Source organism: Rickettsia endosymbiont of Urophora cardui, assembly GCF_964030725.1.
GTDB lineage: Bacteria > Pseudomonadota > Alphaproteobacteria > Rickettsiales > Rickettsiaceae > Rickettsia.
In genome coordinates this window covers 939,375-954,520 of sequence record NZ_CAXIPY010000006.1, presented here as the reverse complement: position 1 = coordinate 954,520, position 15,146 = coordinate 939,375, and the positions used below count along the sequence as shown (strand labels likewise).

Genomic DNA, 15,146 nt, shown 5'->3' with positions numbered 1-15,146 from the left:
TTCCCTAATTTTGGTTTTATTATTTTTTGATTTAAGTTCATTCTTTATCTCCATTTAATAATTAATTTATTTTACTAAATGTAAGATATAATCTTGTATCTTAGTATTGTCTTTAGTAAACAACTATAAGATACTTAAGGGCACTTAAGTAAGAAGACTAATATGCCGTATTAAATCTTAGGGCTATGTAACCCTGTAGTTGAGATCAAACAATTAGTCTTCACATACTCATTAAAGATCGGACGGTATTCTTAGGTCTTGAAATTAATCAATGAACCTGTATTTACAAGGTTGATCTTTGGGTATTCTACTTATTATTAACATAGAAGGTCAAATATGAGTAGCATTATTTTGGGTATAGATATTTCTAAAGCAACATTTGACGTAGCTTTATTAAATGATAATAAAATCAAAACCAAAAAGTTTAATAATACTGCAAAAGGCTTTGCTGCACTAAAACAATGGTTAGAAAAAAAGGGAATAGATACTGCTCACGCTTGTATGGAATCAACAGGTGGTTACGAAGTTAGGTTAGCTCAATATCTTTATGATAATACATTTAAAGTTAGTGTCGTAAATCCAGCTCGCATCAAGGGCTTTGCAATGAGCAAGCTTTCAAGAGTTAAAACTGACAAATCTGATTGTGAATTGATAGCTTCTTTTTGCAAGGCTATGCAACCTGATCTTTGGCAACCAACCCCTATACATATTAAAGAATTACAACAATGGGTAAGACGCTTGGATAGTTTGATTGCTAATAAAAATCAAGAAAATAATAGATTGAGCGGAGCAAGTAAAGCAGTTGCCATTAACATTATGATTCATATTGAATTTCTGGATAAGCAAATTAAGGAAGTAGAAGAACTTATCTCTAATCATATTAAAGGACACAAAGACTTACATGATAAAAGTAAACTTCTTGATTCAATCCCTGGTATAGGAGAAAAAACAATAGGAGTGATACTTGCTTTTCTTGTTGTAGAAAATTTTAATTCTGCAAAACAACTAGCTGCGTTTGTTGGTCTTAACCCAAAGCCAAAACAATCAGGCACTTCTGTCCATGGAATAGGAAAAATATCAAAAACAGGAGATGCTAATTTACGTAAAGCTTTTTATATGCCTGCCATAGTTGCTATAAAACATAATCCGATTATTAAGGATTTTAGTCAACGTTTGAGCAATGTTGGAAAATCTAAAATGGTTATAGTGATTGCTGCTATGCGTAAGTTGCTTCACATAATTTATGGTGTTCTTAATAACAAAACATCTTTTAGTGCAAATATAAAAACCCTGTAAAATAAAATTGAGGTAAAATAATGAAAAAGTTGTTGACACTCAAGACGGTATCTCAACTATTACAAGTAATATTACCTGAACTCACTGCCATATATCCTCTAGCCCAAAAATGATTACCCCAAAATTGTTTCCTTAAATGAGCAAATTCTTGCAATAATATTCTTGAGCTACTCCCTTTTAGATATTGTACAAGCTTACTTAAAGCCACTTGAGGACGGTATGAAATAAATATATGAACATGATCACAAGATACTTTACCTGAAATTATATATGCTTCATGTTCCATGCAAATTTGTCTTAATAAATCCCTGACTCTCTCAGCTACTTTTCCTACCAATGCTCTTTTTCTATACTTTGGTATCCATATAATACGTACTTTTAAATCATACTGGCTATGACTATTTTTTCTATAACTTCTCATATCTTTTTATAAATTCGTTGCTAAAGCAACTTCATTATATCTTCCCTTCGCCTGAAGGCTAGGGATTTTTTATCCCCGTAGGGGGGCATTAAAATTACCTATAAAAAAGAAGTAACTATGGACAGTAAAATCGAATAAAAATTTATTTTTAAATATTTAAATATTATTCGAGAATTACTGATGACATGTACAAATAACCAAGTAGGTATTTTAATGCAAAAGATCAAAAAATATAATCAGATAATTTCTGCTGCAAAAGCAGGTATGAGTGTAAAAACGGCACGTAAGTATTTACGTATTAGATAGTGGACTAATGGTATGGACCTCCTGATATAGAGAATGAAAAGCAGTTGCTAATCTTCTAGGGTTAATATTTAACATATTAAAACAACAATTAAGGAGGTCCATATGGAGGTTACTACAATTGGTATAGATATTGCAAAAAGAATTTTTCAAATTCATGGTGTAGATAAAAATGGCAAGACAGTATTAAAGAAAAAATTGATGAGAGATCAGGTTTTGACATTTATGGCTAATTTACCACAATGTTTAGTAGGGATGGAAGCTTGTGGTGGTTCTAGTTATTGGGCAAGAGAAATAACTAAATTAGGGCATGAAGTAAAACTAATGGCACCGCAATTTGTCAAACCATATGTTAAAACTAATAAAAATGATCAAGCAGATGCTGAAGCGATATGTGAAGCCGTGACAAGACCTAATATGAGATTTGTTGCAATTAAAACTATAGAGCAACAAGAAATTTTATCAATACCAGGAGTTTCGCACTTAGCAAAGTTGCGAATCAGTTAAAAGCCATCTGATATTGTTTTGAATTGATGTTTTTATAACTTCCCAAGTTTGTTGATATAAAGTAATGTTTTCATTTATCCTCCTTTTATTCATATCAAGCCAGGCAAATACTGCAAGGCAAATATGATTTCTTTGACTCGGCCCGTGCGTGCCTGACAGCGTTCAATACCACAAGTTTGTTTTAATTCTCGATGATAAACCTCTATAGACCAACGTGCCTTAACAATTTTCTCTATTTGCTCACGTGTGGGATTTTCCAAGTTCGTTGTTATGTAATCAATGCGACCATTCTTTGCCACAAACTTAAATACCGTAACCCAACCGTATCCACGTAGGTGAATTTTTAGCCCCTCATCGGGTATCTCTAAACTTTCCAAGCTAACATTATGATTAACTTTTCTATTTTTCCTTAGGGTGGTAACCCATAGCCAGCCTAAATTACGTATATGTTTTAAATTCTCCAACCCGCTATACCAAGCATCCATGACTATGGCATCAGGATTGAGACCTCTTTCTTTAGCTAAAGTAAGCATATCACAAAAATGCTCATTCTTTGTTTTACCATCAGTGTCTTTATCATATATTCTATAATCTACGGGAGTAGATTGAGCAATTTTAGTATTGTAATGTAGTAAGTTTACCATTCCTATACCAGGTATAACATCATGTACAGCTCCAGAATATTGATAACGTACAAGCTCAATCTTCTGACTGTATTGCTTTGATAATAAGGTGTCATCCCCCACTAATAAACACGGTGCTTCCCAATCTATATATTTTGACACTTCCTTATAGATTTCGCTAGGACGAAAATCCTTACTCTTTAACCATCGACTTGCACTATCGTGAGATAGATCTACTGGACTCACTTCAGATAATGCCTTGCTAGTATATCTGACACTACTTGCTTGTAAAAATGATTTATATAAGTCCTTGCTACATTTTGTTCTTGTCATTTTTATCTAAAACTATTTTTCTCTAGATTAACATACTTTTTGCTAAGTGCGAAACTCCTGAATACATAGGGTAAGAGAGAGATTGGTAAAAAATCGTACAGCACTTGCTAATGAAATTAGGGGGCTACTACATGAGTTTGGTTTTATTGTTCCTCAAGGCATTAATAAGGTTATCACAAAATTAATTGAGATTTTAGATGCAGGGAAATTAAGCCAGTTAAGTTATCAAACATTTAGTGAACTAAAAGAAGAATTCTTAGATAATAACAGAAAAATAAAAGAGATAGAAAAACGATTAACAATGATAGCAAGTAACCTAACTCAATATCAACGATTAAGAGCTATACCTGGTCTTGGTTTAATTACTGCTACTGCTTTAATAGCATCAATAGGTAATGCTACAAGTTTTGAGAATGGCAGGCAATTATCGGCATGGCTAGGATTAGTGCCAAGACAACATTCAAGTGGTGGGAAGGATAAGCTGCTGGGAATTAGCAAGCGAGGTGATGTATACTTACGCACTTTATTAATTCAAGGGGCTAGAGCTGTACTAAATGCCAAGATAAGATTTACATCGGAAGAACAGAAATCTAAAAAAGATTTTAGCCAATTTACGAAATGGATGTTTAATTTATCTGAGCGAAGTAGCCATAATAAAACGACAGTTGCCATAGCTAATAAGTTGGCAAGAGTGGTGTTTGCTGTACTAAGATCAGGAGATGATTATGTAGAGAGTAAAGTTTGTAGCTAAAGAGTGTGTAGCATAGCACTTATAAGTAAAATAAATGGTGATTTATATAATGAATAGGTAAAAGCAAAACAATATGTAAGAGATTCCAACCCGAAATATGCTTGAGATAATTAATATTGATGGTAAATAAGACAAACCTTAGCTTACAAAAAAACTGCGTTTTTCAGTGGCTCTTTTAGAAGCCGATGGACTGATAAGTATATAGTTTGTAAGCCAGCGAATTCCATCAGGGCTGTAGAATAAATTAGGTTGATTTATCAGCTATAAGCCGGATACATGACTGCATTTGTTTGTTTTTATTATTGATGTTATTTTTTTCTTGCATTCTACAGGAGGTCCATACATGAAAAATCAAGACAAAAAAATGAGTAGTATGTTTTCCTAATTTTTCGATTATCAGGCAGCAATTTGCTGATAATTTTGCATATAATTCAGATATACATTCATAGGCTTTTTATAACCAATACTTGAATGAAATCTGTGATAATTATATTTATTCAGATAATGATCAATCCCATCTTTTAACTCTTTAACATTGTTAAAATCATTAATAAAGATACAATTATATTTTAAAGTTCTAAAAAACCTTTCTATTACTATATTATCAATACTTCTACCTTTGCCATTCATTGAAATTTGGATATCATGCTCCTTGAGAATATTTATGTGGTCATAACTGGTATATTGGCTACCTTGATCACTATTAAATATCTGTGGAGCGTTATACTTACTGAGAGCTTGTTTCAAGACATCAGTTACAAGAGATGCATCCATAGAATTTGACAGTTTATAGCTCAATATGGCCTTGCTATGCCAATCTATAATAGCTGCCATATACATAAAGCCACCATTAGTTCTAATGTAAGTAATGTCACCACTCCAAACCTCATTCACATTAGGCACATACACTTGCTTTGTTGAGCCAGATTTAGTCCAATATTGATCAAGTAAGTAGCTATAGATCTTATGCTCACTATCGTTTCGAGAAGTAGATTTTTTCTTATGTGGGTAAATAGCTTCTATACCCATCATCCTCATATATTTCAGTACTCGATCTTTACCGACAATAAAACCATCTTCTAGTAACTGTTGATGAATATAGCGATAACCAAATTCAGGATTATCTGTATATATTTCATCTATTCTATTTAAAATACTTAATTTATTTATACTCATCTCCTTGGATTTATAGTAGGCTGTAGATCGACTAATCTTTAATAGTTCACACTGTCTTGATTTTGAGAGTTGATTTAGCTTGGAGTGTACAAGACTCTTTTTATTTGATAAATCCAAGCTTTTGAGCTTTCCCACGGCCCAGTCCCTCTCAACTGTGATTCTACCAAGAGCTTTAGCAAGTTCATCATTTTGCTCTTGTAAATGATTTATTTGTTCTTGATATTCACTCAAAACTTTAGCTGGTTCAAAAGCTAATGCCGCATTACCTAAAAACTGTTTTTTCCAATTTTGAATTGTTTTAACACTTATTGCATATTTTGAAGCTAACTGACCAAGTGTCGACTCCTCTTTTATTAATTCTAATACTATCCCCGTTTTTTCTGAAGCACTGAAAATTTTTACTTTATTTTTCTTCATCTTTCCTCTTAAGTTTATTGCTATTTATTCTAACTTATTGCGGAAACACACTCCTTCATTTTTTTGTCCAATTTTTTCATGTATGGACCTCCTGTAGAATGCAAGAAAAAAATAACATCAATAATAAAAACAAACAAATGCAGTCATGTATCCGGCTTATAGCTGATAAATCAACCTAATTTATTCTACAGCCCTGATGGAATTCGCTGGCTTACAAACTATATACTTATCAGTCCATCGGCTTCTAAAAGAGCCACTGAAAAACGCAGTTTTTTTGTAAGCTAAGGTTTGTCTTATTTACCATCAATATTAATTATCTCAAGCATATTTCGGGTTGGAATCTCTTACATATTGTTTTGCTTTTACCTATTCATTATATAAATCACCATTTATTTTACTTATAAGTGCTATGCTACACACTCTTTAGCTACAAACTTTACTCTCTACATAATCATCTCCTGATCTTAGTACAGCAAACACCACTCTTGCCAACTTATTAGCTATGGCAACTGTCGTTTTATTATGGCTACTTCGCTCAGATAAATTAAACATCCATTTCGTAAATTGGCTAAAATCTTTTTTAGATTTCTGTTCTTCCGATGTAAATCTTATCTTGGCATTTAGTACAGCTCTAGCCCCTTGAATTAATAAAGTGCGTAAGTATACATCACCTCGCTTGCTAATTCCCAGCAGCTTATCCTTCCCACCACTTGAATGTTGTCTTGGCACTAATCCTAGCCATGCCGATAATTGCCTGCCATTCTCAAAACTTGTAGCATTACCTATTGATGCTATTAAAGCAGTAGCAGTAATTAAACCAAGACCAGGTATAGCTCTTAATCGTTGATATTGAGTTAGGTTACTTGCTATCATTGTTAATCGTTTTTCTATCTCTTTTATTTTTCTGTTATTATCTAAGAATTCTTCTTTTAGTTCACTAAATGTTTGATAACTTAACTGGCTTAATTTCCCTGCATCTAAAATCTCAATTAATTTTGTGATAACCTTATTAATGCCTTGAGGAACAATAAAACCAAACTCATGTAGTAGCCCCCTAATTTCATTAGCAAGTGCTGTACGATTTTTTACCAATCTCTCTCTTACCCTATGTATTGATAAAATTTCTTGTTGCTCTATAGTTTTAATTGCAACAAATCTCATATTAGGTCTTGTCACGGCTTCACATATCGCTTCAGCATCTGCTTGATCATTTTTATTAGTTTTAACATATGGTTTGACAAATTGCGGTGCCATTAGTTTTACTTCATGCCCTAATTTAGTTATTTCTCTTGCCCAATAACTAGAACCACCACAAGCTTCCATCCCTACTAAACATTGTGGTAAATTAGCCATAAATGTCAAAACCTGATCTCTCATCAATTTTTTCTTTAATACTGTCTTGCCATTTTTATCTACACCATGAATTTGAAAAATTCTTTTTGCAATATCTATACCAATTGTAGTAACCTCCATATGGACCTCCTTAATTGTTGTTTTAATATGTTAAATATTAACCCTAGAAGATTAGCAACTGCTTTTCATTCTCTATATCAGGAGGTCCATACCATTAGTCCATTATATGTTTGTTCAGTAAAAATTAATCAACCAATACTGTCTGAATATGATCAATTACATTGCTTTAAAACAATGGAGGTTGCATGAGTAAACAGATAATAACTCCGCAACCGCTAAATAATTTACTCAAGAACCTTTGCTTACCTACTTTTGCATCGTGCTATAAATCAGTTGCAGAAAGCTTTGAGCAAGAAAAGAAAACATATATAGATTATCTACAGGAGTTAGCCATACGTGAGTTAGAACATAGACAACAACAACGTATTGCCAGATTGCTGAAGCAAGCAAAACTCTCTCGAGATAAGTTATTAAGCAACTTTGATATTAAGCGTATCCCAGGATTATCGCCAACTAAGATCCAATATCTTGCACAAGGAGAATTTATGGATCGCTATGAAAATATACTTATTTTTGGTAATCCTGGCACTGGCCAAAGTCATCTTAGTATAGGTTTAGCACGTGAGTGGTGTCTTGCTGGTAGACGTGTATTATATACAACAGCAGCTAATTTGGTTCAACAATTACTAGAAGCAAAGCTTAGTTTAAAACTTAAGCAAATTATTAAAAAATTCGATTATTTTGAAATATTGATAATTGATGATATATCATATGTACCATATAATCGTGAAGAAACTGATGTTTTATTTACCTTATTAGCTGAACGTTATGAAATGCGTAGTGTATTAATTACTAGCAATTTAGTTTTTGCAAAATGGAATACTATTTTTAAAGATGAAATGACTACGTCAGCAGTTATTGACAGATTGGTTCACCATTCTTCAATTCTTGAACTCAATACTGAAAGTTATAGAATCGCTACAGCTAAAGGCAAAAAATTAACTATAAAATCGGAGGATAATAATGTAACACTTTAGACAATATTTTTTACTCAAAAATGGGTAATTTTAATATTCGTCATGGGTAATTCTAATGTTCGTTCATCAAAAGTATAAAAAAATTGGAATACATTTCTCCTTATGGAAAGGATTTTGTCAAAACTTCAGTATTTAGTAAGTGGGAGAAAAGTGCTTGATTTGCGATATGGAAAGTTCTATAATTAATTAAGCCAGATATAATCAATTTTTAATCTCTCAGGGTTTAATTCCCCGAAGCTCTGCTTCGTGATATCATAAGAAACAACTAAAACTTTTTTAGATACCTCGTAGCTCTGCTGCGAGGAGCATCATTTAAATATAGATATATCATGGCTCATTTAACGATAGATGAAAGATTTAAAATATACGAAATGAATAAGAGTGGTTATAGCTCGCGATATATAGGGACAAAGATTGGCCGTGATAAAAGCACTATATGTTATGAACTCAAGAGAATGAGGCATAATTATAGACCAGATAGGGCTAACACACTTGCTTGCAGTTTAAGGCAAGGTAAGAGAAAAAGAAAATTAGATATTGATAATAATTTACGAGCAGAAATAATAAAGCAGTTAACACAGGGTATTTCACCAGATATAATTTCAGGTAGACGTAAACTATCACGAGATACTGTCAATATTTCTACAGAGAGTATATACCAGTTTATTTATACATCTCCTATAGCACAAAGGCAAAAATTATATTTATCTTTAGCAAGAAAAAGGAAAAATAGGTTGCATCATGGTACAAGAATCAGAAACAAAAGAATTACAATACCAAATCGAGTTTCCATTACTGAAAGACCAGAGATAAATAGAAAGATAGCAGCAATAGGTCATTTAGAAGGTGATTTAACTTTTAACAAAGGTAATCAAAGTCGTAATATAGGCGCTCTTGTGGATATCAGAACACAAAAAGTGTTTCTCACTTTAAACCGTTCAAAAAGAACACAAGATGTGATTGGTAACATGAATAAAAAACTTAAACAATTGTCGCATATAATCAAAAGCATAACGTTAGATAATGGCAAAGAATTTACCAATCATGAACAACTATTGCCAAAATCTGAACGAAAAGTATATTTTTGCAATCCTTATTCTCCATGGCAAAAACCATTGATAGAGAAGATTAACTCAATGGTGCACAGAGTATACTCTAAATCTTTAGATATAAAAAAATTAACAATAAAGCAATTACAAGAAATTGAGGATTTTTTAAATAATTTACCAAGAAAAGTGCTCGGTTATAAAACACCCAATGAGGTATGGGAAGAAAATATAAATCTGGCTTAATTAATACTGGAATTTACCATGTTATGAACTCAAGAGAATGAGGCATAATTATAGACCAGATAGGGCTAACACACTTGCTTGCAGTTTAAGGCAAGGTAAGAGAAAAAGAAAATTAGATATTGATAATAATTTACGAGCAGAAATAATAAAGCAGTTAACACAGGGTATTTCACCAGATATAATTTCAGGTAGACGTAAACTATCACGAGATACTGTCAATATTTCTACAGAGAGTATATACCAGTTTATTTATACATCTCCTATAGCACAAAGGCAAAAATTATATTTATCTTTAGCAAGAAAAAGGAAAAATAGGTTGCATCATGGTACAAGAATCAGAAACAAAAGAATTACAATACCAAATCGAGTTTCCATTACTGAAAGACCAGAGATAAATAGAAAGATAGCAGCAATAGGTCATTTAGAAGGTGATTTAACTTTTAACAAAGGTAATCAAAGTCGTAATATAGGCGCTCTTGTGGATATCAGAACACAAAAAGTGTTTCTCACTTTAAACCGTTCAAAAAGAACACAAGATGTGATTGGTAACATGAATAAAAAACTTAAACAATTGTCGCATATAATCAAAAGCATAACGTTAGATAATGGCAAAGAATTTACCAATCATGAACAACTATTGCCAAAATCTGAACGAAAAGTATATTTTTGCAATCCTTATTCTCCATGGCAAAAACCATTGATAGAGAAGATTAACTCAATGGTGCACAGAGTATACTCTAAATCTTTAGATATAAAAAAATTAACAATAAAGCAATTACAAGAAATTGAGGATTTTTTAAATAATTTACCAAGAAAAGTGCTCGGTTATAAAACACCCAATGAGGTATGGGAAGAAAATATAAATCTGGCTTAATTAATACTGGAATTTACCTATAATGAATATAATTAAAGAGGACTTGCATAAAGCCGATATAGAGAACAAGATATTTATGCGTCTTAAAGAACCTTACTCTGTTCTTAAAAAAATGCAAAGAAAAGAGGTGGCGGTCCATGAATTGAAAGATTTAATTGCATGCAGAATTATTGTTAAGTCTAAGGATCAATGCTATAACACTCTTGATATAATAAAGGATTCCCCGCATCTATCATTATTGCATACCAAAGATTATATTTGTAGACCGAAAAATAATGGTTATCAATCTATTCATAGTATAATGCAGCTTCAATACTCTAAACGTAACTTCGAAATACAAATAAGAAGCGAAGAAATGGATAGAGATGCCGAACTTGGTAGAGCAGCCCATCTAAATTATAAAGCAGAACAAGATAAGCATTTGAAAAAAGTTTTTGATATTGCTAATGATACAATATTATATAGAGCTAGACAAATGGTAGAAAGTTTTAAAGGTCTAGAAGAGCAAATTATAGAATATGAAAAAGAAATTATGCGTGTTTGGCATACTAGATATGATGAAATGCTAAAATGGGAAAGTGGGGCTAAGTTATTAATATTTAGCCAAGAATAAATCTGAAGTTTTGACAAAAAATTTTTATTAAAAAAAGTGGCGAGTGTATCAATCTATAATTTGTATTATATATCAAATAATTTACTTTAAATTGTAGAAATATCGCTTTTAAGCTGATAAAAGCACTAAATATTTAACTTTAAATATAAATTTTTACTTTAGTCAGAAAAATTAGAATTTTTGTCAAAACTTCAGTTAATGATGCTCCTCGCAGCAGAGCTACGAGGTATCTAAAAAAGTTTTAGTTGTTTCTTATGATATCACGAAGCAGAGCTTCGGGGAATTAAACCCTGAGAGATTAAAACAACAATTAAGGAGGTCCATATGGAGGTTACTACAATTGGTATAGATATTGCAAAAAGAATTTTTCAAATTCATGGTGTAGATAAAAATGGCAAGACAGTATTAAAGAAAAAATTGATGAGAGATCAGGTTTTGACATTTATGGCTAATTTACCACAATGTTTAGTAGGGATGGAAGCTTGTGGTGGTTCTAGTTATTGGGCAAGAGAAATAACTAAATTAGGGCATGAAGTAAAACTAATGGCACCGCAATTTGTCAAACCATATGTTAAAACTAATAAAAATGATCAAGCAGATGCTGAAGCGATATGTGAAGCCGTGACAAGACCTAATATGAGATTTGTTGCAATTAAAACTATAGAGCAACAAGAAATTTTATCAATACATAGGGTAAGAGAGAGATTGGTAAAAAATCGTACAGCACTTGCTAATGAAATTAGGGGGCTACTACATGAGTTTGGTTTTATTGTTCCTCAAGGCATTAATAAGGTTATCACAAAATTAATTGAGATTTTAGATGCAGGGAAATTAAGCCAGTTAAGTTATCAAACATTTAGTGAACTAAAAGAAGAATTCTTAGATAATAACAGAAAAATAAAAGAGATAGAAAAACGATTAACAATGATAGCAAGTAACCTAACTCAATATCAACGATTAAGAGCTATACCTGGTCTTGGTTTAATTACTGCTACTGCTTTAATAGCATCAATAGGTAATGCTACAAGTTTTGAGAATGGCAGGCAATTATCGGCATGGCTAGGATTAGTGCCAAGACAACATTCAAGTGGTGGGAAGGATAAGCTGCTGGGAATTAGCAAGCGAGGTGATGTATACTTACGCACTTTATTAATTCAAGGGGCTAGAGCTGTACTAAATGCCAAGATAAGATTTACATCGGAAGAACAGAAATCTAAAAAAGATTTTAGCCAATTTACGAAATGGATGTTTAATTTATCTGAGCGAAGTAGCCATAATAAAACGACAGTTGCCATAGCTAATAAGTTGGCAAGAGTGGTGTTTGCTGTACTAAGATCAGGAGATGATTATGTAGAGAGTAAAGTTTGTAGCTAAAGAGTGTGTAGCATAGCACTTATAAGTAAAATAAATGGTGATTTATATAATGAATAGGTAAAAGCAAAACAATATGTAAGAGATTCCAACCCGAAATATGCTTGAGATAATTAATATTGATGGTAAATAAGACAAACCTTAGCTTACAAAAAAACTGCGTTTTTCAGTGGCTCTTTTAGAAGCCGATGGACTGATAAGTATATAGTTTGTAAGCCAGCGAATTCCATCAGGGCTGTAGAATAAATTAGGTTGATTTATCAGCTATAAGCCGGATACATGACTGCATTTGTTTGTTTTTATTATTGATGTTATTTTTTTCTTGCATTCTACAGGAGGTCCATACATGAAAAAATTGGACAAAAAAATGAAGGAGTGTGTTTCCGCAATAAGTTAGAATAAATAGCAATAAACTTAAGAGGAAAGATGAAGAAAAATAAAGTAAAAATTTTCAGTGCTTCAGAAAAAACGGGGATAGTATTAGAATTAATAAAAGAGGAGTCGACACTTGGTCAGTTAGCTTCAAAATATGCAATAAGTGTTAAAACAATTCAAAATTGGAAAAAACAGTTTTTAGGTAATGCGGCATTAGCTTTTGAACCAGCTAAAGTTTTGAGTGAATATCAAGAACAAATAAATCATTTACAAGAGCAAAATGATGAACTTGCTAAAGCTCTTGGTAGAATGGTAAATTCCAGTATTAATTAAGCCAGATTTATATTTTCTTCCCATACCTCATTGGGTGTTTTATAACCGAGCACTTTTCTTGGTAAATTATTTAAAAAATCCTCAATTTCTTGTAATTGCTTTATTGTTAATTTTTTTATATCTAAAGATTTAGAGTATACTCTGTGCACCATTGAGTTAATCTTCTCTATCAATGGTTTTTGCCATGGAGAATAAGGATTGCAAAAATATACTTTTCGTTCAGATTTTGGCAATAGTTGTTCATGATTGGTAAATTCTTTGCCATTATCTAACGTTATGCTTTTGATTATATGCGACAATTGTTTAAGTTTTTTATTCATGTTACCAATCACATCTTGTGTTCTTTTTGAACGGTTTAAAGTGAGAAACACTTTTTGTGTTCTGATATCCACAAGAGCGCCTATATTACGACTTTGATTACCTTTGTTAAAAGTTAAATCACCTTCTAAATGACCTATTGCTGCTATCTTTCTATTTATCTCTGGTCTTTCAGTAATGGAAACTCGATTTGGTATTGTAATTCTTTTGTTTCTGATTCTTGTACCATGATGCAACCTATTTTTCCTTTTTCTTGCTAAAGATAAATATAATTTTTGCCTTTGTGCTATAGGAGATGTATAAATAAACTGGTATATACTCTCTGTAGAAATATTGACAGTATCTCGTGATAGTTTACGTCTACCTGAAATTATATCTGGTGAAATACCCTGTGTTAACTGCTTTATTATTTCTGCTCGTAAATTATTATCAATATCTAATTTTCTTTTTCTCTTACCTTGCCTTAAACTGCAAGCAAGTGTGTGAGCCCTATCTGGTCTATAATTATGCCTCATTCTCTTGAGTTCATAACATATAGTGCTTTTATCACGGCCAATCTTTGTCCCTATATATCGCGAGCTATAACCACTCTTATTCATTTCGTATATTTTAAATCTTTCATCTATCGTTAAATGAGCCATGATATATCTATATTTAATGATGCTCCTCGCAGCAGAGCTACGAGGTATCTAAAAAAGTTTTAGTTGTTTCTTATGATATCACGAAGCAGAGCTTCGGGGAATTAAACCCTGAGAGATTAAAAATTGATTATATCTGGCTTAATTAATTATAGAACTTTCCCTCCTTATGGAAAGGATTTTGTCAAAACTTCAGTTTTATTAACTTAGAGTTATTGTTATGCAGATAAAAGTACTTATAAATACTCCTACATCTCAGTATATATATGAGATACTTTTATAATGGAAAAAGACAATTTACAATATACTACTACTAGCTTTTATTAGCTCTTTGAATAGAATTAGGTCTATGCCATTATCATTGACATATTCAGGATGCCACTGTACGCCGATAAGAAATTTATGGTTTGTTGATTCTATTGCTTCTATAATACCGTCTTCTGCTTTTGCTGATATAATAAGATTATTACCAATTTGTTTAATGGCTTGATGGTGAGTTGAGTTAACCATTGTGCTCAGCTTATTATTTGCCATTTTAGCAAGCTTAGTATTTGGCTTTATACTAATTGCATGCGAGACTATATTTTTAGGATGAGGCTGTGTATGGTTTATGATTATAGGCTGTTTTGTCTCTTCAATATAATCTGGAATATGCTTAATAAGAGTGCCGCCTAGAACAACATTTATTAGTTGCATTCCTCGGCATATTCCTAAAACAGGTATATTTTTTTCTAACGATTTCTTTAAAATTAATATTTCAAAATTATCACGCTCTTCATTAGAAATTACTACATCTTCAGCATATTCAGGCTCATAAAATTTAGGGTGTATATCTTCATCACCGCCAGGTAATATAACACCATCAATAAAATCCATGAGATGATCTATTGTTTCAGCTTGGTATGGCAGTAACATAGGGACGCCGCCAGCTTCAATTATTGCATCGGTATAATTCTTACGTAATGCATACCAAGGAAAGGCGGCATAAGTATATTTTTCACAATTTTGAGCTAAATCAGGAGTAATTCCTATTATAGGTTTTCTATTCATGTTTT

General features: G+C 32.1%; 12 protein-coding genes and 4 pseudogenes. 10 read left to right on the top strand and 6 right to left on the bottom strand.

Annotation, left to right across the window (positions count from 1 at the left end; all coding sequences use genetic code 11):
- Window positions 1–336 precede the first annotated feature (336 nt).
- Window positions 337–1,296, top strand: coding sequence for a transposase (locus AAHI98_RS13165; protein WP_342224639.1), 960 nt, complete (start codon window positions 337–339; stop codon window positions 1,294–1,296).
- Window positions 1,297–1,360: 64 nt separating this feature from the next.
- On the opposite strand, the pseudogene tnpA reads toward AAHI98_RS13165, so the two are convergent.
- A pseudogene (gene tnpA / locus AAHI98_RS13160) lies at window positions 1,361–1,717 on the bottom strand (IS200/IS605 family transposase); the annotation flags it as partial.
- A gap of 180 nt (window positions 1,718–1,897) precedes the next feature.
- Between tnpA and AAHI98_RS13155 the strand changes: the two are divergent.
- Together AAHI98_RS13155 and AAHI98_RS13150 are read left to right on the top strand one after the other, a co-directional pair.
- Window positions 1,898–2,023 (top strand): hypothetical protein, encoded by a 126-nt coding sequence (locus tag AAHI98_RS13155; protein WP_342224641.1) that lies wholly within the window; start codon window positions 1,898–1,900, stop codon window positions 2,021–2,023.
- A 102-nt stretch (window positions 2,024–2,125) separates the two neighbouring features.
- Window positions 2,126–2,488, top strand: a pseudogene (locus tag AAHI98_RS13150) (IS110 family transposase); the annotation flags it as partial.
- Window positions 2,489–2,503: 15 nt separating this feature from the next.
- Here AAHI98_RS13150 and AAHI98_RS13145 read toward each other — a convergent pair.
- Window positions 2,504–3,483: pseudogene (locus AAHI98_RS13145) on the bottom strand (IS701 family transposase).
- 61 nt (window positions 3,484–3,544) lie between these two features.
- Between AAHI98_RS13145 and AAHI98_RS13140 the strand changes: the two are divergent.
- Entirely contained in the window at window positions 3,545–4,234 is a 690-nt protein-coding gene (locus AAHI98_RS13140; protein ID WP_342226220.1) for an IS110 family RNA-guided transposase, read from the top strand.
- Window positions 4,235–4,630: 396 nt separating this feature from the next.
- Here AAHI98_RS13140 and AAHI98_RS13135 read toward each other — a convergent pair whose 3' ends face one another.
- Together AAHI98_RS13135 and AAHI98_RS13130 are read right to left on the bottom strand one after the other, a co-directional pair.
- Window positions 4,631–5,827 (bottom strand): IS3 family transposase, encoded by a 1,197-nt coding sequence (locus tag AAHI98_RS13135; RefSeq protein ID WP_342224643.1) that lies wholly within the window; start codon window positions 5,825–5,827, stop codon window positions 4,631–4,633.
- A 423-nt stretch (window positions 5,828–6,250) separates the two neighbouring features.
- On the bottom strand, window positions 6,251–7,300 hold the full coding sequence (locus tag AAHI98_RS13130; RefSeq protein ID WP_342224642.1) for an IS110 family RNA-guided transposase: 1,050 nt from the start codon (window positions 7,298–7,300) through the stop codon (window positions 6,251–6,253).
- A 185-nt stretch (window positions 7,301–7,485) separates the two neighbouring features.
- Between AAHI98_RS13130 and istB the strand changes: the two genes are divergently transcribed.
- The 6 genes and pseudogenes from istB to AAHI98_RS13100 all read left to right on the top strand — a co-directional run bounded on the left by istB (window position 7,486) and on the right by AAHI98_RS13100 (window position 13,135).
- Window positions 7,486–8,277: an IS21-like element helper ATPase IstB gene (istB, locus tag AAHI98_RS13125; protein ID WP_342226058.1), complete on the top strand. Its 792-nt coding sequence runs from the start codon at window positions 7,486–7,488 to the stop codon at window positions 8,275–8,277.
- A gap of 329 nt (window positions 8,278–8,606) precedes the next feature.
- Window positions 8,607–9,569 (top strand): IS30 family transposase, encoded by a 963-nt coding sequence (locus AAHI98_RS13120; RefSeq protein ID WP_342224646.1) that lies wholly within the window; start codon window positions 8,607–8,609, stop codon window positions 9,567–9,569.
- Between the two features lie 19 nt (window positions 9,570–9,588).
- Window positions 9,589–10,443: pseudogene (locus AAHI98_RS13115) on the top strand (IS30 family transposase); the annotation flags it as partial.
- A 22-nt stretch (window positions 10,444–10,465) separates the two neighbouring features.
- Window positions 10,466–11,056 carry a nucleotidyltransferase family protein gene (locus AAHI98_RS13110; RefSeq protein ID WP_342226057.1) on the top strand — a complete coding sequence of 197 codons (591 nt, stop codon included), beginning with the start codon at window positions 10,466–10,468 and terminating at the stop codon, window positions 11,054–11,056.
- A gap of 324 nt (window positions 11,057–11,380) precedes the next feature.
- Entirely contained in the window at window positions 11,381–12,430 is a 1,050-nt protein-coding gene (locus tag AAHI98_RS13105; RefSeq protein ID WP_342224642.1) for an IS110 family RNA-guided transposase, read from the top strand.
- Window positions 12,431–12,853: 423 nt separating this feature from the next.
- Window positions 12,854–13,135, top strand: a complete 282-nt coding sequence (locus AAHI98_RS13100; RefSeq protein ID WP_342226056.1) for a helix-turn-helix domain-containing protein — start codon at window positions 12,854–12,856, stop codon at window positions 13,133–13,135.
- Here the strand turns inward: AAHI98_RS13100 and AAHI98_RS13095 are convergent.
- Both AAHI98_RS13095 and AAHI98_RS13090 read right to left on the bottom strand, forming a co-directional pair.
- A complete protein-coding gene (locus tag AAHI98_RS13095) occupies window positions 13,132–14,094 on the bottom strand; it encodes an IS30 family transposase (protein ID WP_342225116.1) in 963 nt (320 codons plus the stop codon). The two genes, AAHI98_RS13100 and AAHI98_RS13095, sit on opposite strands and share 4 nt — an antisense overlap.
- Before the next feature lie 294 nt (window positions 14,095–14,388).
- The gene (locus tag AAHI98_RS13090; RefSeq protein WP_342226219.1) at window positions 14,389–15,141 is read right to left on the bottom strand and encodes a gamma-glutamyl-gamma-aminobutyrate hydrolase family protein; all 753 of its coding nucleotides are present in this window, start codon (window positions 15,139–15,141) and stop codon (window positions 14,389–14,391) included.
- Window positions 15,142–15,146 lie beyond the last annotated feature (5 nt).

Coding starts and splice junctions, on each gene's coding strand:
- AAHI98_RS13095 (WP_342225116.1), bottom strand. CDS start 14,094: ATGGCTCATTTAACGATAGATGAAAGATTTAAAATATACGAAATGAAT.
- AAHI98_RS13155 (WP_342224641.1), top strand. CDS start 1,898: ATGACATGTACAAATAACCAAGTAGGTATTTTAATGCAAAAGATCAAA.
- AAHI98_RS13105 (WP_342224642.1), top strand. CDS start 11,381: ATGGAGGTTACTACAATTGGTATAGATATTGCAAAAAGAATTTTTCAA.
- AAHI98_RS13130 (WP_342224642.1), bottom strand. CDS start 7,300: ATGGAGGTTACTACAATTGGTATAGATATTGCAAAAAGAATTTTTCAA.
- istB (WP_342226058.1), top strand. CDS start 7,486: ATGAGTAAACAGATAATAACTCCGCAACCGCTAAATAATTTACTCAAG.
- AAHI98_RS13120 (WP_342224646.1), top strand. CDS start 8,607: ATGGCTCATTTAACGATAGATGAAAGATTTAAAATATACGAAATGAAT.
- AAHI98_RS13165 (WP_342224639.1), top strand. CDS start 337: ATGAGTAGCATTATTTTGGGTATAGATATTTCTAAAGCAACATTTGAC.
- AAHI98_RS13135 (WP_342224643.1), bottom strand. CDS start 5,827: ATGAAGAAAAATAAAGTAAAAATTTTCAGTGCTTCAGAAAAAACGGGG.
- AAHI98_RS13090 (WP_342226219.1), bottom strand. CDS start 15,141: ATGAATAGAAAACCTATAATAGGAATTACTCCTGATTTAGCTCAAAAT.
- AAHI98_RS13100 (WP_342226056.1), top strand. CDS start 12,854: ATGAAGAAAAATAAAGTAAAAATTTTCAGTGCTTCAGAAAAAACGGGG.
- AAHI98_RS13110 (WP_342226057.1), top strand. CDS start 10,466: ATGAATATAATTAAAGAGGACTTGCATAAAGCCGATATAGAGAACAAG.